The 20,354-nt window shown below is 32.2% G+C and carries 17 protein-coding genes; 7 read left to right on the top strand and 10 right to left on the bottom strand.

The window, feature by feature from the left end; all coding sequences use genetic code 11:
* Window positions 1–41: 41 nt before the first annotated feature.
* The 7 genes from pepF to QO263_RS09735 form a co-directional block, all read right to left on the bottom strand.
* The gene (gene pepF / locus QO263_RS09765) at window positions 42–1,847 is read right to left on the bottom strand and encodes an oligoendopeptidase F (protein ID WP_285620605.1); all 1,806 of its coding nucleotides are present in this window, start codon (window positions 1,845–1,847) and stop codon (window positions 42–44) included.
* A 177-nt stretch (window positions 1,848–2,024) separates the two neighbouring features.
* Window positions 2,025–2,729: a zinc dependent phospholipase C family protein gene (locus tag QO263_RS09760; RefSeq protein WP_285620604.1), complete on the bottom strand. Its 705-nt coding sequence runs from the start codon at window positions 2,727–2,729 to the stop codon at window positions 2,025–2,027.
* A gap of 115 nt (window positions 2,730–2,844) precedes the next feature.
* Window positions 2,845–3,462, bottom strand: a complete 618-nt coding sequence (locus QO263_RS09755) for a hypothetical protein (RefSeq protein WP_285620601.1) — start codon at window positions 3,460–3,462, stop codon at window positions 2,845–2,847.
* Between the two features lie 131 nt (window positions 3,463–3,593).
* Entirely contained in the window at window positions 3,594–4,037 is a 444-nt protein-coding gene (locus QO263_RS09750; protein ID WP_285620599.1) for a cell wall hydrolase, read from the bottom strand.
* Window positions 4,038–4,229: 192 nt separating this feature from the next.
* Window positions 4,230–5,636 carry a peptidoglycan D,D-transpeptidase FtsI family protein gene (locus QO263_RS09745; protein ID WP_285620596.1) on the bottom strand — a complete coding sequence of 469 codons (1,407 nt, stop codon included), beginning with the start codon at window positions 5,634–5,636 and terminating at the stop codon, window positions 4,230–4,232.
* Window positions 5,608–6,855, bottom strand: coding sequence for an FtsW/RodA/SpoVE family cell cycle protein (locus tag QO263_RS09740; RefSeq protein WP_285620595.1), 1,248 nt, complete (start codon window positions 6,853–6,855; stop codon window positions 5,608–5,610). Before QO263_RS09740 ends, QO263_RS09745 begins: the two co-directional genes overlap by 29 nt.
* Window positions 6,856–6,867: 12 nt before the next feature.
* Window positions 6,868–7,299, bottom strand: a complete 432-nt coding sequence (locus QO263_RS09735; RefSeq protein WP_285620593.1) for an FHA domain-containing protein — start codon at window positions 7,297–7,299, stop codon at window positions 6,868–6,870.
* Window positions 7,300–7,612: 313 nt separating this feature from the next.
* Here QO263_RS09735 and QO263_RS09730 point away from each other — a divergent pair, with 313 nt between their 5' ends.
* The 5 genes from QO263_RS09730 to QO263_RS09710 all read left to right on the top strand — a co-directional run bounded on the left by QO263_RS09730 (window position 7,613) and on the right by QO263_RS09710 (window position 16,463).
* Complete coding sequence (locus QO263_RS09730) at window positions 7,613–8,053, top strand: PspC domain-containing protein (RefSeq protein ID WP_285620589.1); 441 nt, start codon at window positions 7,613–7,615, stop codon at window positions 8,051–8,053.
* Window positions 8,040–8,930 carry a toast rack family protein gene (locus QO263_RS09725; RefSeq protein WP_285620588.1) on the top strand — a complete coding sequence of 297 codons (891 nt, stop codon included), beginning with the start codon at window positions 8,040–8,042 and terminating at the stop codon, window positions 8,928–8,930. The genes QO263_RS09730 and QO263_RS09725 overlap by 14 nt, the downstream gene beginning before the upstream one ends.
* A gap of 322 nt (window positions 8,931–9,252) precedes the next feature.
* Window positions 9,253–14,136, top strand: coding sequence for a nicotinate-nicotinamide nucleotide adenylyltransferase (locus QO263_RS09720; protein WP_285620586.1), 4,884 nt, complete (start codon window positions 9,253–9,255; stop codon window positions 14,134–14,136).
* A 30-nt stretch (window positions 14,137–14,166) separates the two neighbouring features.
* Entirely contained in the window at window positions 14,167–15,408 is a 1,242-nt protein-coding gene (locus QO263_RS09715) for a Rossmann-fold NAD(P)-binding domain-containing protein (protein WP_285620583.1), read from the top strand.
* Window positions 15,405–16,463: a flavodoxin family protein gene (locus QO263_RS09710; protein ID WP_285620580.1), complete on the top strand. Its 1,059-nt coding sequence runs from the start codon at window positions 15,405–15,407 to the stop codon at window positions 16,461–16,463. Before QO263_RS09715 ends, QO263_RS09710 begins: the two co-directional genes overlap by 4 nt.
* 149 nt (window positions 16,464–16,612) lie before the next feature.
* Here the strand turns inward: QO263_RS09710 and QO263_RS09705 are convergent, their stop codons facing one another.
* The 3 genes from QO263_RS09705 to QO263_RS09695 all read right to left on the bottom strand — a co-directional run bounded on the left by QO263_RS09705 (window position 16,613) and on the right by QO263_RS09695 (window position 18,576).
* Window positions 16,613–16,936 carry a carboxymuconolactone decarboxylase family protein gene (locus QO263_RS09705; protein WP_285620575.1) on the bottom strand — a complete coding sequence of 108 codons (324 nt, stop codon included), beginning with the start codon at window positions 16,934–16,936 and terminating at the stop codon, window positions 16,613–16,615.
* Window positions 16,937–17,020: 84 nt separating this feature from the next.
* Window positions 17,021–17,803, bottom strand: coding sequence for a GTP diphosphokinase (gene yjbM / locus QO263_RS09700; RefSeq protein ID WP_352169728.1), 783 nt, complete (start codon window positions 17,801–17,803; stop codon window positions 17,021–17,023).
* Window positions 17,804–18,006: 203 nt separating this feature from the next.
* A complete protein-coding gene (locus QO263_RS09695; protein ID WP_285620568.1) occupies window positions 18,007–18,576 on the bottom strand; it encodes a xanthine phosphoribosyltransferase in 570 nt (189 codons plus the stop codon).
* Window positions 18,577–18,778: 202 nt separating this feature from the next.
* On the opposite strand from QO263_RS09695, the gene QO263_RS09690 reads away from it, so the two are divergent.
* Both QO263_RS09690 and QO263_RS09685 read left to right on the top strand, forming a co-directional pair.
* Window positions 18,779–18,904 (top strand): hypothetical protein, encoded by a 126-nt coding sequence (locus tag QO263_RS09690; protein ID WP_285620565.1) that lies wholly within the window; start codon window positions 18,779–18,781, stop codon window positions 18,902–18,904.
* A 240-nt stretch (window positions 18,905–19,144) separates the two neighbouring features.
* Window positions 19,145–20,137, top strand: a complete 993-nt coding sequence (locus QO263_RS09685) for an aspartate-semialdehyde dehydrogenase (protein ID WP_285620563.1) — start codon at window positions 19,145–19,147, stop codon at window positions 20,135–20,137.
* Window positions 20,138–20,354 lie beyond the last annotated feature (217 nt).

Here is a 20,354-nt window from a genome sequence, read left to right as displayed (position 1 = left end):
TAGTAAAGGCTTCCCCAATTTTATTGAGAAAGCCTTGATTACTAAATAAGCTCTTCCATTTTATCTACAAGCTCTCCGAAAAGCTTAAGTGCTTCTTCTATTGGCTCAGGTGTGGTCATATCTAAGCCAGCCTTTTTAAGTACATTTATTGGATAATCTGAGCTTCCGCTCTTCAAATACCCTATATACTTTTGGATGGCACTTTCGCCCTCATCTATTATCTTCTGAGATAATGCAGTAGCTGCTGAAAAACCAGTTGCATATTGAAATACATAGAAATTGTAGTAGAAATGAGGAATTCTTGCCCATTCTATTGCAATATCATCATCTATTATAATATCTGAACCATAATATTTTACATTTAAAGCTTTATAAGTTTCACATAGCCAATCTGCAGTAAGAGATTCTCCCTTCTCTACATGCTGGTGTATTGCAAGCTCGAACTCAGCAAACATAGTTTGACGATAAACAGTTCCCCTAAATTGCTCTAGATAATGATTAAGAAGATACAGCTTTTCTTCCTTAGTTTTAACGTTCTTAAGTAAATAGTCCATAAGTAACGCTTCATTAGTAGTAGAAGCAACCTCAGCTAAAAATATGCTATAGCCTCCATATATATAAGGCTGATTCTTTTTAGAATAATAGCTATGAAGAGAATGACCTAGTTCATGGGCTAGTGTAAATACATTATCTAGGGTATCTTGATAATTTAAAAGTATAAATGGATTTGAATCATAAGTTCCCCATGAATATGCTCCGCTTCTCTTTCCTCTATTTTCATATACATCTACCCATCTAGAATTTAAGCCTTCATTAACTATATTTACATACTCATCTCCAAGCTTTGCTAAGCCCTTTAATACTATCTGCTCTCCTTCTTCATAATGTATTTTCATATCTATATCTTTTACTATAGGAGTATATAAATCGTACATATGAAGCTCGTCAAGTCCTAATGCTTTTTTCCTCAAAGCTACATATTTATGTAAAGAGCTAAGATTATCTCCAACTGTTTTTATTAGATTATGATAAACCTCAGTTGGTATGTTATTTGCGTCCAATGAAGCCTCTAATGCACTGTTATAATTTCTAAGCTTTGAATAAAAAATATTTTTCTTTACATTTCCACTTAAGGTTGATGCGAAGGTATTTTTATAACTGTAATATGTATCATAAAGGGCTTTAAAAGCATCCTGTCTTACTTTTCTATCCTTACTCTCCATTAAAGGTATATAGCTTCCATGTGTAATTTCTACTTCATGTCCATTCTCATCTTTAATTGTAGGGAATTTTAAGTCAGCATTATTAAGCATTCCAAAGGTATTTTCTGATACTGTTGCTATATCGCCAGTTTGGGCTAATATTGCTTCTTCTCTTGGAGTAAGAATATGATTTTTCCTCCTCATTATGTTGTCTAGATAATGAGAATAAACTGCCAGCCCTTTTGTTTCATTTAAGTATCTATTTATCTTTTCTTCATCCAACATAAGAAGTTCAGGTACTATAAATGATAAGCTTTCTTCAACCTCTACCATTAATCCTGTGGCCCTATCAGTTAAGGCTTGATATGTACTATTTCTAGTATCTTCATCTTGCTTCATCTTTGCATATGTATATATGTTTCCAGTAATTCTAGATAATTCATCTTGTAGAGTTAATACCTCTAGTAAAGTCTTGCTGCTATTTTCAATTTGCTCTTTGTACTTCTTTATTTTCTTTGAAAGCTCCTTTGCCTTTTTAAAATCATCCTCCCAGGCATCATCATTTACGTATAATGTCTCTAGATTCCATAGGTATTTTGTATCAACATCTTTTCTTTCTTTTGGTTTTCTTAAATTATTCTCCACGATTATCCCTCCCCATTTTGTATATATACATTCTACACTTTTTCAGAACTTTTTTCCACATTAGGTTTTGTAATTAAAGTTAATGTTTAAGATTAACATCGATAAATCTGATTAACCCTCAGTTTTATACTTAAAGTTTTACTTTAGATAAAGTTTGTATAAAAAGGAATTTTCTTTCTAAGAGCTTTTAGATATGTCTTTAATAAACATGATTAAGCAACCTGCTGTAGTTCTTTGTGCAAGTGGAAGTGAGCAGCGTGTTATTTTATAAAATCTAGTACTATCATCTTTTATTATCTTAAATTGCTTGTGTATCCTCAATGCGACTTTAGTATTAAATCTTACAAATTCTTCAATATCATCAAATATTACAGGTTTATCTAAAGTCCCAAAATCCTTAACTTTATTATATGCCGTCTTCACGAAATTTTCGTATTGTCTATGATTATCTAAAAGTCTTATATTCACATGTTGAGGAATAGTAAGATCTTGTATTATGTGAACACTTGCTCCTAAATAGAACATAGATTTTTCAATATCATTTTCTTTATAGCTATTTACAGCAATTTTATAATATTTTTTTGTTAGCTTTAGAGCATTTCCATGACCATATAATCCTTTTTTCTTTGTAGGATTGTAGAAATGATTTATACTCTTAAAATCCTGATCTGCCCATACAGCTCCCTTATTTATTGTATCTATATGTCTTTCAAATTCATTGAATTCTACACTATACTCATTTTCTTTAAGTATATTAAGAGCATAATTATTAATGAACTGATGAACCTTTGCCTCTGTTTTTATTATCGTCTTCTTAAATGGATTTATTGCTTTTAAAATACTCCTAAATGCTTTCCCATAATATAGTTCTATAGTTTTCATACTATCTTCCTCATAATATATATTCTCTCTATTTTATAATGCCCAAAAAAACTAAAAAAAGAAGATTAAATTTTACTTTAATCTCCTTTAAAAATTCTTCATTTTTGATTGTTAATTATAAGAGTACAGTTACAAACTTTATTGAATATAAATCAGCTAAAAGTAAATCATCTGTTCTTGTTTCTCTTAATACGATATGATCTATTCCCACATCTACAAGAGTACCTTCTCTATCTATGAACATATTTGTTCCAAGAATAAACTCAACTTTAACAGGTCTTCCAATAAATTCTTTTAATTGTCCCTGCATATAATCATTACCCACCAATACTGGAGGAGCTGGTCGACGTGTAGCAGGCATTGATGTAGATGGTGGTGTTACAGATGGTTGAGTAGTTGGCCCACCTGTAGACGGCATGCTTGGTTGAGCAGCCCATGGTGGAACACCTATTGGATTAAAAGCAGTTCCAGGCGGTGGAAACTTACATGATGGCGGAAAAGTACATGGCGGCATCATGGGCATTGTTGGCTGCGTAATTGGTGATGTCGATGGTATATTTGGCATTTTAGGCTGTGTAATCGGTGATGTTGGCGGTACATTTGGCATTTTAGGCTGCGTAATCGGTGATGTCGGCGGTACATTTGGCATATTTGGCTGTGTAATCGGTGATATCGGTGGTACGTTTGGCATATTTGGTCGCGTAATCGGTGATGTTGGTGGTACGTTTGGCATATTTGGCCGCGTAATCGGTGATGTTGGTGGCATGTTTGGCTGCGTAATTGGTGATACAGGCGGCATTGCCGGAACCATATACCTATTGTTATCATCATTTTGTAGTCTTCGCATAAAATCCCTCCTCATTTTTAAGTGTCGCTATAAAGCTCAGTTGGATCATAAAAGCAGTGATCACCTATTCTTGAATTTATAGTTCCTGAGCCATTATATGGGAAAGTTGGAGGACAGGTTGGAACAAAAGGATTCATATACCATAATGTCCTACCAATATTCCATAGTTTATTGCCTGCTATGGCCCAGTCAGCTATCTGATAGTGTATATCCTCTGGAGGATTAGCCCAAATAGTCTGTGGGTTAGTTACACCTCCAAGTACTCCTCTCATACAGTCAAATTGACCTTCTTGGTTTATTACTTTTCTTAAATCACCTTGACATACTCTTCTATACTCACCATCTGCTACATTTACTCGATTCATTATTACTGTAGCCACAGCCTTCATTCCTGTTTCGCCTTCTCCACCAGCCTCACATTTTATGATTCGTGCAAATAGCTCCCTGTCTGAATAAGCCATTATGGCATACCTCCCTTGTCTTTTGCTACTACTAATATATTTAAGATGATGCGCATTTGCTACATCGCAAATGCAAAATAATTAGAACTAAAGGAAATAAAAAATTAAGGGACACATCTGCAAAATACGCAGAAATGTCCCCAACTTATTCACAAATATATCCCTAAATAATACCAAAATATTTTAAACTTACTACTTGCTTAAAACTTGCATTGCTTTTCTCATTAAATCTCTAGCTATTGGTGCTGCTTCTGTTCCTCCGGTCTTTCCACTGTTTTCAACTATAACTGCTACTGCTACTTGTGCATCATCTGCTGGTGCAAAGCCAATAAACCATGCATGTTCTTTGCCAGTCTCGTTTTCCGCAGTCCCTGTTTTCCCTGCAACTCTAATATTGCTTATTCTAGCATTTTTCCCTGTGCCTTTTTCTACAACATCAATCATCATAGATTTTAACCGTTCTGCTATTTCAGGACTAGTTACTCTAGACAAAAGCTCAGTTCTATTCTTCTTTAAAACCCTACTGTTACTATTAATTATTTCCTTCATTAGAATCGGCTTTACCATTTCACCTTTATTACCTATTGCAGAAGCAACCATTGCCATATTTAGAGGAGTTACAAGAACCTTGCCCTGTCCTATAGCGGAAGCACCTAGTTCTGGTTTAGAGTCAATTTTCCCTGGAAAAGTAGATTTTGCTGTACGTAGGTCAAAAGGTATACTGCTATTGAACATATATTTTTCTGCTGCATTTCTAAGCTTAGAATCTCCAATTTCAAGCCCGATTTGACTAAAAGCGACATTACAGGATTTTGCCAATGCTTCGTTTAAATCTACCTGTCCATGAGCCTCTCCTTTATAATCCTTAAGCACATATCCATCTATTTTAATTGAGCCTTCACAATTGAAAACCTCATCTGTTTCTCTGTTTTCTATGGCTGCCGTAGCTGTGATTAGCTTAAATATTGACCCTGGAGCATACATACCCATAGTCGCTCTATTTAGTAGAGGACTATCTTCGTTTGCTACAATATCTTCCCAGTTTTCTTTTAAAGTAGAGGGGTTAAATGAAGGGTTGCTTATCATTGCGTATATCTCCCCTGTTTTAGGATTCATTAGTACAATTGAGCCTTTTCTATTACCTAGCAATTTGTATGCATAGCTCTGGATTTCATGGTCAACTGTTAATACTACATTGTTTCCAACTGTTTCTCCGTCACTTAATATATTCTTCAGCTCTCCTATAGGATTTGAATCATTCAAATCTAATAGCTCTTTATTATACACAGCCTCTATTCCAGATTTTCCATATTCTCTAGAGCTGTACCCAATTATATGGCTATATGTTTTTCCATATTTGTAATCTCTAATCTGTCCTTTATCTGTTTTTACACTATTTACTAGTATAGTTCCTCTTCTATCAGTAATTTCTCCTCTTAATATATTTTCTTCATTAATCCATTGTCTCTTATTATAGTTGCTAGTTACAATTTTATCTGCTGTAAATATTTGGAAATAACTAATATATAAAACTAGACAAATAAATAATCCACATAAAGAAATGAGTATTCTAATTATCCTCTTGGATTCTGTGTTCATCTTCTTCCTCCTGTTCTAAATCAAGTTCTTCAGAAGCTACCTGTAAAATCCCAAGAGCAGCAAAGCTGGATACTAATGAACTGCCACCATAGCTCACAAAAGGTAAAGTAATACCTGTTAGTGGAATCATTTTAGTAACTCCTCCTAGTATGATGAAAGCTTGATATCCAAACATCAGTGTTATACCTAAAGCAATAATTCTAAAAAATTGATTTTGTTGCTGTAAAGCTATTTTTACACCCCTATATACAATAATCAGAAATAAGAAAATTACTGCTATACCAGTAAATACCCCCATTTCCTCACATATTGCAGAAAATATAAAATCATTGTGAACCTCTGGAATAAATTCAGGATGTCCAAGTCCAATTCCAGTTCCAAAAAAGCCTCCTGATGCAATTGCAAACAATGACTGTGTTATTTGATATCCTTTACCATCAATATCAGCCCAAGGATTTATCCATGTCTCTACTCTAACTCTAACATGATTAAACATAAAATAGCCCAATACCCCTAATACCACTGCACTTGCCATATTATATAGTATCAATCTTCTATCTTCTTCATAGACATATAGGATGGAAATAAATAAAAGGAAAAATAGCATTGCAGTTCCTAAATCCTTTTGTATAAATAAAAAACCTATATGTGCATAAACCACAGCCAAGAATATTAGCTTATTATTGTATTTATCTTTATTTGTGTAATAAGAAGCCAGAGAAAAAATGAATAATATCTTAATCAGCTCCGCTGGTTGAAAGCTGGAACCAAAGATTATTATCCAGTTTGTAGCTCCTTTATTCTTAGTTCCAAATATTAAAGTAGCTAAGAATAATACTAAAGATAACCCTAAATAAAAGTAAAGGAGCTTATCCCAATACTTTATATTTTTAATAGTAAAATAAGATATAAAAAATACTATTATACCTATTCCAAACCATAGGATTTGTTTAAAGCCAAGTGCTGGATTTATTCTATAAATCATAATTATTCCTATGCTAATAAGCATAGTTACGATTAAAAAAATGTAATTATCACCACTAGAAATCTTATATAATACAAAACTAGATAGAGAAATTGTGAGAATCAATACTATTGCTGAGTATATGATATTTCTCTCAAGTTCTGTATTAAAGGTTATTAAAAGCAGCAAAGCCAAAATATTTATAAGCATTAAAAGACTCTGAGGTGATCTGATTCCAAGTAGTTTTTTAGTCATTATAAACACTCCTTAATCCCCTTCTATGAAAAGGAATTCTACCTGTCCAAATTTAATTCTATCACCATCCCTTAGTTTTACAACATCTAGAACTCTTGAATCATTTACAAGGGTTCCATTGGCACTTTTTAAGTCCTCTAGGAAATATTCGCCCTCATCAAGAATTATTTTAGCATGGTCTTTCGAAATATAAGGATCTTTTAGAACAATATCATTTTGAATTCCTCTTCCAATTGTGACGTCATCCTCTAGTACATATACTTCCTTTATTTTAAAATGCAATGTATCTTTTCTATTCAGCAACTTTAAATATGAGGAGCCATCGCTAATTGAACCTCCCATACTCTTAATATCTAGGTAAATCATTCTTATTATTCCTATCATAAAAAGATAGATTAGAAATATGAAAATATATCTAAATATTAATGAAAGCACATTAAACACTAAATCACCACCATAAATAATAATCAACCTATGTTAATAGACTACCATAAACTATAAATATTGAAAATACTTAATTGAAAATACTTACCGGATTCCCTTATTTTGTTATAATATTATTGTCTAGTAATGATTATTGCCCTAAAAGTTCGTTATACTCTTCTTGCTGTCTGAACTTTTAAATATTTTTAGAGTAAAATGAAGTATAATAAAAAAAAGCAACGTCTTACTTCTATATCAATATTAAAACAATATTGGAATAATATCATTTATATGACTAGAAGTATTAATTCAAGAAAAAGGAAGGAGAATTAAAATGAGCAAGCAGCTTTATCGTTCGCGAGAAAATAAGGTTATAGGTGGAGTTTGTGGTGGATTGGCAGAGTATCTTGATGTCGATCCTGTAATCGTAAGATTAGTATGTGTTCTACTATTTTTTGCGAAAGCCATAGGAGTTATTGCATATATTGTATGTATGATTATCATTCCTGAGGCGCCTTTTGGCTATAGAAAAAACGAAGAAAATTTAAATGATGGTCCTGATCCAGAATATACTTATGACAATGCTAATACAGAAAATAAAGATGAAAGAAATAAAATGATACTTGGAGTAACCTTAATTGGTTTAGGAGCTCTTATTTTTGCTAAAAAATTATTTTATTGGTTTGATTTTGTGAATTTTGGTGGAATAATACTTGTTTTAGCTGGTGTGTATATAATAGTTAATGGGAGGGAAAAAAACAGTGAAAAAAAATAATATCATTTTGGGAGTAATTATAGTATTTATCGGCATATTTTTATTACTCTACAATCTTGATTTCATAAGATGGTCTATATTTGAAGTAGCCTTTGACTTATGGCCCTTAATACTTATTGCAGTAGGTGCTTCCATAGTCTTTAATGATAATAAAACCATAAAGACTCTAATATGGATTGTTTTTTTCGTAATAATCATTGCTTATGGTTTTTATCTGCAATACAGCAGATATCAGTTACCACCAGTAAATAATACTCCAAATATGACCTACGAGCTTAATGATAAATTGAAAACAGCTACCCTTGATTTAGATTTATCTGCTGTTAATTTAAAAATCAACTCATCATCTGATATAAACTTGTTTGATGGGTATGTAGAAAACCCAAATGTAGATAAAAAAATAGACTATCTTAATAACGGTGAGAATGCACAGATTATCTTAAAAGAAAGAACTAAGGGAATTAACTTTAAGGGAAACAAAGGCTATGAAAGCAATCTTTATCTTTCTGATAAAGTGTATTGGGACATTGATGGAGATATTGGTGCTGTAAGCGGCAATATGGATTTTAGGAATATTAGAGTAACTAATGTTGATTTTGATTTTGGTGCTGGCGATATAAACCTATTGTTTGGAAACAATGTTGAAAATTTAAATGTAGATATTGAGGCCGGAGCTACAAACATTAGTGTTACCGTTCCAGAGAACTTAGGAGTGAGAGTTAAACTAGATGGAGGATTGAAGCACAGCAATCTTAAAGATTTGAACTGGAAGCTTGTAAATGACTGGTATATGTCTCCTAACTATGAATCATCTATATCAAAAGCAAGCATTAATGTTGATATGGGAGTAGGAAACTTTGATTTGAATATTGAATAAAAATATCCAGACATTTGTCGCTTTAAAGTGTACCCTATAAGATAGATTTTTTAAGGTCTATTTTGTAGGGTATTTTTATGTATAATAAAATAAATATCATTAGAAGAAAATCAAATCAAAAATGAGTACTGAAAATATGATTTTAAGGGTAATATGTAACATAAATAATGATTTCTATACAATGAAGATAAAAATACGTCTGTACATATATGTCAGTAATAGATTGAAACCTTTTATCTAAGGATTTCTTTACTATAATAATATAGAATGGTAAAATAAAGAAAAAGTATACATCGATTTTACACTCTACAGGAGGATTCTTATGAATAGTTCATTGTCACAAAAGATACATAACAAATTGATACATTCCTTAATGAATGAAAGTTTTATAAATGAACTTTCATTAGATATAAAAATTATCAGGGAAAATATATCGGAGGCTTCATTTATAAATAAAGTTAATGAAATGACAGATGAAAAAGACTTTAGCTGTAAGGCAGTTTATAGCCTTTGTAAAAATTTACTTAAACAAGTATGTGGTACTGAACTCCCCGACAATTGGCTATACTATGTCTATCAATTTACCCTTAATAAATCATTTCCTAATGCAATTGACATAAATACAGAATCAAAATACAGTGCTGCTATAATCTTTTATCTGAAAGCTCTTAGAGTATTATCTGAATTTGAAAAAAATATAAATACTAGTACTTGTCAAAGTAAATATCCTTTAAACTTTCTCAATGCTGAGGAAGAGAAGAGCTCCGCAAGCTTAGCTGAATATAGACAATTTAAAAATATATTTAACAATAGTTATGCTTATGAAATGATGAAGCTTCATCAGGAAATAACTAACCATAATACTCTTGATCACGTTTGTGGAGTTCATCATTTATCATTATTTATAGGAAGACAAATTAAGAATTATGGGCTTCCAATTGATCTAGGTAAATTGTCTGGTGCAGCTGCCGGCCATGATATAGGTAAGTATGGTTGCAGCCGAAGTGAGTATAAAAGAGTTCCATATCTGCATTATTATTATACGGATTTATGGTATAAGAAGCATGATATCCCCTATATCGGTCACATTGCCACTTACCATTCTACTTGGGATTTAGAGCTAGAAAACCTGCCGATAGAATCTCTTGTTCTAATATATTCAGACTTTAGAGTAAAAAATAAAGAACTCCCTGATGGCAGTAGAATAATGCACATTTATTCGCTAAGAGAATCCTTTAACATCATATTAAATAAGCTAGACAATGTGGATTCAGAAAAGGAAAAAAGATATAGGCGAGTATATTCTAAGCTCAAAGACTTTGAAGACTTTATTACAAACGCTGGAGTAAACGTTAATTTAGATAATAGTGTTGCAGAACCTAATAAAGTTAAAAGACATATCTCTTTTATGCAAGGACAGGAAATAATAGAAAACATTAAATATAAAGCTATTGAGCATAACATTCATGTCATGAATATATTTAGAAATGAAGCATCTTTGAATTCCATTTTAGAAATGGCTGCAGGAGAAACTGATTGGAAGAAGCTTCGCGGATATATAAATATTTTCGAGGAATATTCAGCTTTCTTAACTCAAAGACAAAAACTCATAACCCTGAACTTTCTTTATGATTTTTTAACTCATAAGGAAGAAGATGTTAGAAAACAATGCGCACAGCTAATTGGCAGCTTCATAGCCATATTTGATGAGGTATATAGAAAAGAAGTTCCCGATGATGTAAATATAGCATCACCAGAAGTGACTAGTAGTGAACTTCTTGATAAGTATATTGGCTTATTTCTATCTCCTGATCATAAAATAATTGAAGCCCATAGGAAATGGATTGGTTTTAGCTTAGGAGATATGATAACATCCCTATTTAAGCATTGCAATAAAGAACAAGGAAAAGATTATATAAATGTTCTCTTTAAATACTATGAAGCTGCATACAGCTTTGAATGGGAGGCCATACTTTATTTAATACAAACTGTCAAATGCATACCCTTTAATAAATTTGATGATCTAGAGCTTGATAGGGTACTAAGCTTCATCGGGAAAATGACTGATAGCTATAACTTAGACATTGAGCTTTCTGCTTTAGAAAGCATTTACTACTTATCCTTTCAAATCGATAAAAAATATTTTAATGAAGTAATCCTTAAGCTATCAGATAACGCTAGTTACCCTGATATTCCTGCAATAAATTATTTGAAATATAAGATATCTGAGGTATTAAGCTTTGATGAAAATACTAAAGCTTTGTTTAAAAGCTACTTCTTAGGTGATTATGAGAAAATAGGCGATGTATTTCTTAAAAACCTAAAAACAGCAACAAGCTGGATAATAAAGAAAACATCTATTGATTTTCTTCTTGAGCTAGGGATAGAATCCCCAAGAAAAAACGGATTACATACTGCTATGCATTACTGTAATCTAATAAAGGTAAGTGCAACTGAAAATGTAAGAACTCATGCTGGTTTAGCATTGCTTCACCTATTTCCTTACCTTACTCTAGATGAGAAAAATGATGTAAGTGTTGAGCTTTTACGTGCCCTTGAAATGCAAGGCTTTCAATTTACTAAGTATATACCACCATATTTAGGGAGAATGCTGCTCTACCTACATCCTGTGGAACTGGATGAAATAATAGATGATTTTATTGAAAAAATTAAACAGTCTAGTTCACAGGTTACTTTTCTTTTGCTCCGAACCATAGGAAGTACTATTTCAAATTACCCGCAATATAAAGAAAGATTTAATGAGGATACAGATAGAAATATTCAAAGGCTGAAAAAAATGCTAGGAATATTATTAAATGGACTGGTAAATTATGATTATCAGATTAATCACGAGGCCTTTAGAGTTATAGGAAAAGAAATATTTGGCTCGTCTGAGCTTTCACTAAAAGAAAAAGGAGACATATTTAAGCTTATTCTAAAAAAGATTCTCACATTGCTAGTCAAAATCGACAGAGATAAGCTTACTTTTTTAAGTAATTCAGCTGCATTAAATCATATCTATAGATTTATATCTGATTATGTGTTTTTCTATGGAGAATTTGACATCAGTCATAATTCTAATGTGGCCTTTTACCCAGGTACCTTTGATCCTTTTTCTCTTGGTCATAAGGAAATAGCAAAGGCAATAAGGAATTTAGGCTTTGAAGTTTACTTAGCAGTTGATGAGTTTTCCTGGTCAAAAAGAACTCAGCCGAACTTATTAAGGCGAGAAATAATAAATATGTCCATAGCTGATGAGCTTGGGATACATTTGTTCCCCGAGGATATACAAGTCAATATTACTAATGATTATGATTTGAAAGCCTTAAGGGATTGCTTCCCTAACTCTAATGTACATATGGTTGCTGGAAGTGATGTAATACTTAATGCTTCAAGCTATAAAAATAAGGAAACTGAAAGTTCAATACATAGCTTCCCTCATATTATCTTTGATAGAAGGAGCTTTGTTTCTACTGAACATGATGATAAGAAATTAGAAAAAGCAATACAAAATATTAGCGGAAAAATCATAAGACTTACTCTACCTCCCCAGTACGAGGATATAAGCTCAACACAAATTAGAACCTATATAGATGAAAATAGGGATATATCCCAGCTAATAGACCCATTAGCTCAAAAATATATTTATGAATATGGAGTATATAGAAAAGAACCTCAATATAAGACTTTATTTCAAACTACCTCTATAGATATTGAAGTAATTGAAAAAATAGATGAAACCTTGATTTCTAGTCTGTGCCAATTATTTTTTAATAATAATGAGAAGGCCTATGAGAGAATATTCAACTTAAAAACAAAATTCAGTCCTCGTATAATATTACTTAGAGATAAGGATGATGACAGAAAAATACTTGGTTTCTCCATGTTCCACTGGATTAGGTCAGGTATGTTCTACGGTGAATTTGAAAACCAAAATGTATCTGAATATATAAGGCAGAATGCTGTAGGAAGAGTTTTATTAGTAGATGGAATATATATTGACCATTCCTCCCGATTTAGTAATCTAAATCAAGTCCTGCTTACAGAAACTCTCTCATTTTGTCTAGCTAAGGATTATACCTATGCAGTTTTTAAGAGCTCTATAGATACTTATTTACAGCCTGATATATATGAAACCCTTGAGCTCCAAGGCTTTCAGCTGATACCATTTAGTGATGAAAAAAATCCTATTTATGCAGTGAATATGACTAATCCATGTACTTTGAGCCTTGATATCAAAACAGTGATTAAGGAGCCATTCAAAAGTAACGAAAATGTTATAGGCTCAATAAATAGAGCAAGAAAAAGACTCCAATTGGCATTGACAAGATTATATCCAGGCAATTTGGTCTTGCCATTTGATATAGATATTTTGCATAAAAAATTAATTAACAAGATATGTGAAACCAATGTTGTGCCTACCCAAGTAATGGAGCCCAGAACTCTTGGAGGCTTTATGTGTGTACCCTTTGGCTCCATATTAAAAGGCTCTATAATACCTAATACTGTTACTAAGTCAATGCATACTGAAAAAAGATTTGAATCAGACTTAAAAAGCTCAACCATTGTTCCTTCTCAATACTATATGAATTTGGAGAATCAAATTAAACTATTACACTCCTTTAATAGACCTGTAATATTAATTGACGACTTGCTTCATAAAGGCTATAGAATGAACGCAATTAGTCCACTTCTTAATCAAGAAGGTATAACTGTAGAAAAAACAATAGTAGGTATACTTTCTGGAAGAGGAAAAGAATTGATGGATGCTCATGGAAATCAGGTCGATTCTGCATATTTTATCCCTAATTTAAGGGTGTGGTTTAATGAAAGCTTGCTTTATCCTTTTATGGGAGGGGATTCGGTATGGACAGGAGATCAGCCTAAAAGGTATATGATTCCATCAATCAACTTAATAATGCCTTACATGTATCCTAAGTTCATAAAAAATACAACTGGAGAGGCTATTATCAATTTATCAGAAATATGCATATTAAATTCTATAGACATACTTCAAACTATTGAAAGAGAGTATTTATTAGCTGAGGAAAGAAATTTTACTCTTAAGCATTTAGGTGAAGTATTCACTTATCCTAGATGTCCTGAATTAGGAAGAAACATAGAATATGACCTGAATCTCAAGCCTTCGGAATACCTTAAGAACGATATTGAGAGATTGAATAGAATTAGAAATATAGTCAGATAATAGAATATTATTTAGGTTAGGAGAGGTTAAATGTTTTTTTATAAAATAGGAAACAAAATCGCATTTTCTTATAATAAATATGATGAGCTTAATGAAATTCATGAAAGCGAAGCCGCTAAAGAAAGAGGATTAATATTTTTTCTCACAGCTTTAGTGCCTAATTCTTCAAGAAGAAGCTTCTCTGTTTCTGATTCTTCGCTGTTATACCTAAAAAATGAAGATTTAAGATTGTTAGTAAAGCCTGATGAAGGGAATTATAATTTAAAGGACTGGTTACTTTATAAAATTAGCTCTAGAGAGATCATGGCTATAAATACAAGCTATCAGAATTGGAGAAGTGTATTGTATTATATCCCACCTTCTAAGTGGAAGGTGAACCTCGTAGGACTTGGCGACGTAGGCGGAACTCTTTTAACCGGACTTCGTCTTCTAGGAGGAAGCTGTATATCTGAAATTGGCATATATTCAAGATCAGCAGAATCTGTAATTAGATGGGAACTAGAGGCAAACCAGATATTAGATGCTTTCAATTGCAATGAATACCCTCTAATTAAAGGAATCTCAGAAGAAGAATTATTTAGCTGTGACATGTTTGTATTTTGTGCTTCAAAAAATGTACCTAAGATAGGAGAAGATGTTGGAGATGTAAGGCTTTATCAGTTTGAGGGAAATTCAGAAATTATTAAAAAATATGCTATTATGGCAAGAAAAAATAATTTTAAGGGAATATTTGCTGTAGTCTCTGATCCTGTAGATTTGCTATGTAAAGCAGCTCTTATAGAAAGCAATAAAAATTCACAAGGAATTATGGATTATGGTGGACTTGCACCAGAGCAAATAAGAGGATATGGGCTTGGTGTTATGAATGCAAGAGCAGCGTATTATGCTTCTAAAAATCCAATGACAGCATCTTATATCACCGAAGGGAGAGCCTTTGGACCTCATGGTCAAGGATTAGTTATAGCTAATAGTATAGAAAATTATGATGAAGAGCTATCAAATTATCTAACTAAAAAAACACTATATGCAAATTTAGAGGTTAGAGAAGCTGGATATAAGCCTTTTGTAGCACCTGCCCTATCCTCTGGTGCACTATCAATTCTAAATACTATAAAAGGCAATTGGCACTATAGTGCTACCTTTATGGGCGGTGTCTATATGGGAGCCAAAAATAGACTAACTCCTTCAGGTACAGAGCTTGAACGTCTAAATCTTCATGTAACATTGTATAAGAAATTGGAAGAAACCTTTGAAAGGTTGGCAACCATATGAAGGACCTCTATATAATAGTTCCTGAAAAGCCTTCAGATATACTTGATAAAATGATTAATGCAGTAAGTGCAGACTGGAATCCAATCATAATTGAAGATGAACACAATATTCCTGATTTAAGAAGCAAGAAAATTGTTTTTGCTGTAGAGCTTAATGGTGCTGGAATAAGCCTAGGACTAGATAAAATACTTACTGAAATATTCAATAAAGGGAAGCAAGCATTACATGACTCCACGGGAAGTATATTAATACATAGTGACACCGAATTATACACTAAAACAGTCGCTCAAGACATTATTTTTTTATCTAATCAAATGGGTCTCAGTTTTCTTGGAAGACCTTTAGTAGAGGCAACAGGATCATTAAGAAATTTTTTAACTGTACAGAAGGTATCTAAAAAGCCACTTATTGATGTATGCATTGAAAGCTGCAAGGCCCTCAGCATGAGATTAAATGATTATAAGCCTATACCTTTGGAAAATCCAAAGATATTAGTTCTTCATGCAAGTAATAGAAAAACGTCAAATACCTTAATGCTTTGGGATATGGTAAAAAAACATTTAGTGGACTATCCTATCAATGAAATACATATAGAAAATGGTACAGTAAAGGATTGTATCGGATGTCCATATAAGGTTTGCAAGCACTATGGACAGCAAACTAGCTGTTTTTACGGAGGAATTATGGTAGAAGAGGTGTATCCCTCTATACTGCATTCAGATATTATAATCTGGATTTGTCCTAATTATAACGATGCTATCTCTGCAAATCTTTCTGCTGTAATCAATCGATTAACAGCTCTTTTCAGAAAAACTAAGTTTTACGATAAAAGTATTTTTAGTATTATAGTATCAGGAAACTCTGGCAGCGATTCAGTTGCAAAACAGCTGATCAGCGCATTAAATATAAATAAAACCTTCAGACTTCCACCTTATTTTTCCCTGATGGCTACTGCAAATGATAAAGGCTCTATTATAAAGCTGCCCAATATTGAAGAATACGCTAAGGATTTTGCTATGAATATAATATATACTATTAAAAATAAAAACGGCTAAATCGAAGACTACTGAAAAACTTTAATTCTATTGCCTGTCATTCTGAAACGCAGTCGAAGAATCTTATGTTTCCAATATAAGAGAGATCCTTCGCTAACGCTCAGAATGACATAAATAGACTTTTTCAGTAGCTTTCTAATTTGCCGTTCTTATAATGCATCCTCATCAAGTTCTTCTCTTAGACACATAAGCGCTTCCATAAATGCAGGAAAGCCTGCTGTTGGTGCTACTAGCATAAGTGCATGTTCGATTTCATCTCTTGTACATCCATTTTTTAGAGCCTTTCTAATATGAGTTCTTACGGAATAATGATGCTTACACGCTGCTGAAATTGCTGTCTTTATTAGCCAGCGAGTCTTTTCATCAAGGGGTCCACCGTCATTATGTACCTTTTGTCCATAATTTTCATATGCCTCGTATATATCTCCATACTTATCTAAAAAATACTTAAAATTCTTTTCAATTCTATCCATTGTCTTTCCCCCAATATTAATATTTTCTATTATGTTACCCTAAAAACAAAATATTAACCAAAACATGCTAAAAAATATTAAATATTAGAGCATCTCATCTAGTTCTTTGCTAAACCTTCTCAGTTCAGCTACACTTCCATGCTCCTGAAGCACAAGGAATCTTTCTTGAATACCCTCTATTTCCTTAATCTTTCCAGTAAAATAAAGGTTTTGAATCTTTTTCAATATATCGACAATCAATGATGATTTTAGCTGAAAAATTTCTTGAGCATCAGTAATCTCATCTTTAATTTCAGACATCTCTTGATCAAGTAAAAATGCTGCCTCGGCTGCATTTTTAAGCCGTTCCTTTACATCCTCTGGTATATTTCTAGAAAACTTATAATTTAGGGAATGTTCAATAGTAGCCCAAAAGTTCATAGCCAATGTTCTTATTTGTATTTCTGCTAATATTTCCTTCTCACCAAAAACAGTATGAACTTTATATTTAATGATAATGTGATAGCTTCTATATCCACTTTCTTTAATATTAGTTATGTAATCTCTTTCCTCTACAATTCTTAAATCCTTGCCATCTCTGCTCCTTATAAGCTCAACAACCTTTTCAATGTCATCTACTAGCTGACACATGATACGTATCCCAGCAATATCCTCAATCTCTTCTTCAACTCTTTCTAGGGGTACATTTCTTCGTCTGGCCTTATCTAAGATACTAGAAATAGCCTTTACTCTACCAGTAACAAATTCAATAGGAGAATATTCATCAAGTCTTCTATATTCATTTCTTATACCTTTAAATTTGACCTTAAGCTCCTCTACAGCTTGTTCATATGGTATCAAAATTTTTTCCCAATAAAATATCATAATATCTCTCCCCTACCTTCTGCCTTATTATTCCCACTGTATAAAAGCATATTACCTAACTAGCAAACATTTATTTAATAGGTATTTATAAACTCTAAAAATATTATACTACTTATCAGCTAGATAAATCAACTCACCTTATGATACTATGATAATCTAAAGACAAGGCATTTTAAAGCAAAAAAATCAGAGAAATCTCTGATTTTTTATCTAAATTTTACTTTACCATTTTCAAATGAGTCTATTATAACTAGGGATTTTAAATTAACACCCTGTTCTCTTAAAAGCTGTCCTCCATCCTGAAAGCCTTTTTCTATAACTATTCCTATACCCTCTAGAGTAGCTCCACCTTTATTAATAATATCCATAAGTCCTAATGCTGCCTGCGCATTTGCTAAGAAATCATCAATAATAAGGATATGATCGTCCTTATTTATATATTTTTTTGATACCTTAATCTTATATGTCCTACCCTTAGTATAAGAAAAAACATCACTTTCATAAGTTTCCCTATCAAGATTCTTTGTTGCAATTTTTTTTGCAAATACTACTGGTACATTAAAATATTGTGCTGCTATGCTTGCTATGGCTATTCCTGATGTTTCAAGAGTGAGTATTTTTGTGATTTTTCTATCAGCAAAAAGTCTTTTAAACTCTTTTCCAGCTTCATTTAAAAAAGCAATGTCTAATTGATGATTTAAAAAGCTATCGACTTTTAAAATATTGCCTTCTTCAACACTGCCTTCTTCTAATATTTTCTTCTTTAGCAGATCCATCCTTTAACCTCCTTAAACATAATCTATATTCATATTTGATTTTATATTTTTAGAATAAAAAAGGTGTCTAAATATTATTATTACAATGATATCATAAATATCTTGTACTTGAAAGTATTTAAAAAAATATTATTTGCACCAAAAAATTACTTTTTCATAAGATAATATTACATATATTATTTTTTATTAGGAGGTTAAGTACATGGCGGAAAACAAGAGTCTATTTAGTGGGCTACTTGGCGGCGAATCCGATGATAGTCTAATATTTATCATACTTATAATAGTAGTTATATTCTTCTTATTTGGTGATGGATTCGGTAAATACTAAACTACTTTAATCAGATTACTAAAGTCTTTAATTTCGTGCAAGTCACTTATGAAGCAGCTGAAAAACTAAAGAGAGGGCTACATATGGTCCTCTCTTTAGTTAATTTTCAAATTTAGAAAGCATTTATCAATACCTGTATTTTACAGTATAATATATCTATATGCTTAGAGGATTTTCTTTAAAAAATGAATTTATAAATAGATTTTTTTAGATTAAAGGACTTTATGGAGGTGGTTTTATTTGAAAAAACTAAATGTGGCAGTTGTAGGCGCTACAGGAATGGTAGGGAGAACAATTCTTAAGATACTAGAGGAAAGAGCTTTTCCTATAAACAATTTATATCTTTATGCCTCATCTAAATCTAAGGATACTAAAGTAATATTTAACAATGCAGAATATATTGTTGAAGAATTAAATGACTCTTCCTTCAGCAAGGATATAGATATTGCGCTTTTCTCTGCTGGTGGCGACATAAGTAAAAAATATGCTCCAATAGCCAAGGAAAGTGATATAGTCGTAATAGATAATAGCAGTGCATGGAGAATGGAAAAAGATGTGCCTCTTATTGTACCCGAGGTAAATCCCCAAGATGTAAAATGGCATAAGGGGATTATCTCAAATCCCAACTGCTCCACAATACAAGTAGTAGTACCTTTAAAGCCACTTCATGATGCCTATAAAATAAAGAGAATAGTATATTCAACTTATCAAGCTGTTTCTGGCTCAGGTGTTGGTGGAATTATGGATTTAGAGAATGGATTAAAGTGTCTTCCAAATAAAAAATATCCTCATCCTATTGCCTATAATTGCATTCCGCATATAGATACTTTTATGGATAATGGTTATACAAAAGAAGAGATAAAAATGATTGAGGAAACACAAAAAATATTAAATGATGATACTCTGCGAATAACTGCCACAACAGTTAGGGTCCCTGTGAGAAATTGCCATAGTGTATCTGCAAATCTCGAATTTGAAAATCCATTTGAAATAGATGATATCTATAAAATTCTAAATAATAGCAAAGGTATAATTGTTCAAGATGAAGTCGCAAACAACATGTATCCTATGCCAATAAATGCAGATGGAACTGATCTAGTATATGTAGGTAGAATAAGAAGAGATTTTAGTGTTGAAAATGGAATAAATATGTGGGTTGTTGCTGACAATGTCAGGAAAGGTGCTGCCACAAATGCGGTACAGATAGCAGAATTGGTAGCAGTAAATTTATAAAAAATAGGGTTCTTCTAGATCTACTAAAAAGTCCTATTTTATCATATTGAGCATTAGCTCAAAGAGCACTCTTAAATATTATCTTTACAGATAAAAATTTAAGTTGGTCCAAGGAACATCCCTAATTTTTGTCCTAACGGACAGATACTAAGGTTGTCGAAGAATCTCTATGTGTCGAAAACATGAGATTCTTCGATTGTGCTTCAATATGACAAAT

The organism is Proteiniborus sp. MB09-C3 (assembly GCF_030263895.1).
Classification (GTDB): domain Bacteria; phylum Bacillota; class Clostridia; order Tissierellales; family Proteiniboraceae; genus Proteiniborus.
Note: the sequence above shows the minus strand (reverse complement) of the source record. Positions and strands in the feature narration are given on the sequence as shown.

What these genes read in the sequence shown, in the direction of transcription:
- QO263_RS09715 (WP_285620583.1), top strand. Translation starts at nt 14,167, where the DNA reads ATGTTTTTTTATAAAATAGGAAACAAAATCGCATTTTCTTATAATAAA.
- QO263_RS09740 (WP_285620595.1), bottom strand. Translation starts at nt 6,855, where the DNA reads ATGACTAAAAAACTACTTGGAATCAGATCACCTCAGAGTCTTTTAATG.
- QO263_RS09710 (WP_285620580.1), top strand. Translation starts at nt 15,405, where the DNA reads ATGAAGGACCTCTATATAATAGTTCCTGAAAAGCCTTCAGATATACTT.
- QO263_RS09695 (WP_285620568.1), bottom strand. Translation starts at nt 18,576, where the DNA reads ATGGATCTGCTAAAGAAGAAAATATTAGAAGAAGGCAGTGTTGAAGAA.
- QO263_RS09760 (WP_285620604.1), bottom strand. Translation starts at nt 2,729, where the DNA reads ATGAAAACTATAGAACTATATTATGGGAAAGCATTTAGGAGTATTTTA.
- QO263_RS09750 (WP_285620599.1), bottom strand. Translation starts at nt 4,037, where the DNA reads ATGGCTTATTCAGACAGGGAGCTATTTGCACGAATCATAAAATGTGAG.
- QO263_RS09745 (WP_285620596.1), bottom strand. Translation starts at nt 5,636, where the DNA reads ATGAACACAGAATCCAAGAGGATAATTAGAATACTCATTTCTTTATGT.
- QO263_RS09730 (WP_285620589.1), top strand. Translation starts at nt 7,613, where the DNA reads ATGAGCAAGCAGCTTTATCGTTCGCGAGAAAATAAGGTTATAGGTGGA.
- QO263_RS09755 (WP_285620601.1), bottom strand. Translation starts at nt 3,462, where the DNA reads ATGCCAAACGTACCACCAACATCACCGATTACGCGACCAAATATGCCA.
- QO263_RS09720 (WP_285620586.1), top strand. Translation starts at nt 9,253, where the DNA reads ATGAATAGTTCATTGTCACAAAAGATACATAACAAATTGATACATTCC.
- QO263_RS09690 (WP_285620565.1), top strand. Translation starts at nt 18,779, where the DNA reads ATGGCGGAAAACAAGAGTCTATTTAGTGGGCTACTTGGCGGCGAATCC.
- QO263_RS09705 (WP_285620575.1), bottom strand. Translation starts at nt 16,936, where the DNA reads ATGGATAGAATTGAAAAGAATTTTAAGTATTTTTTAGATAAGTATGGA.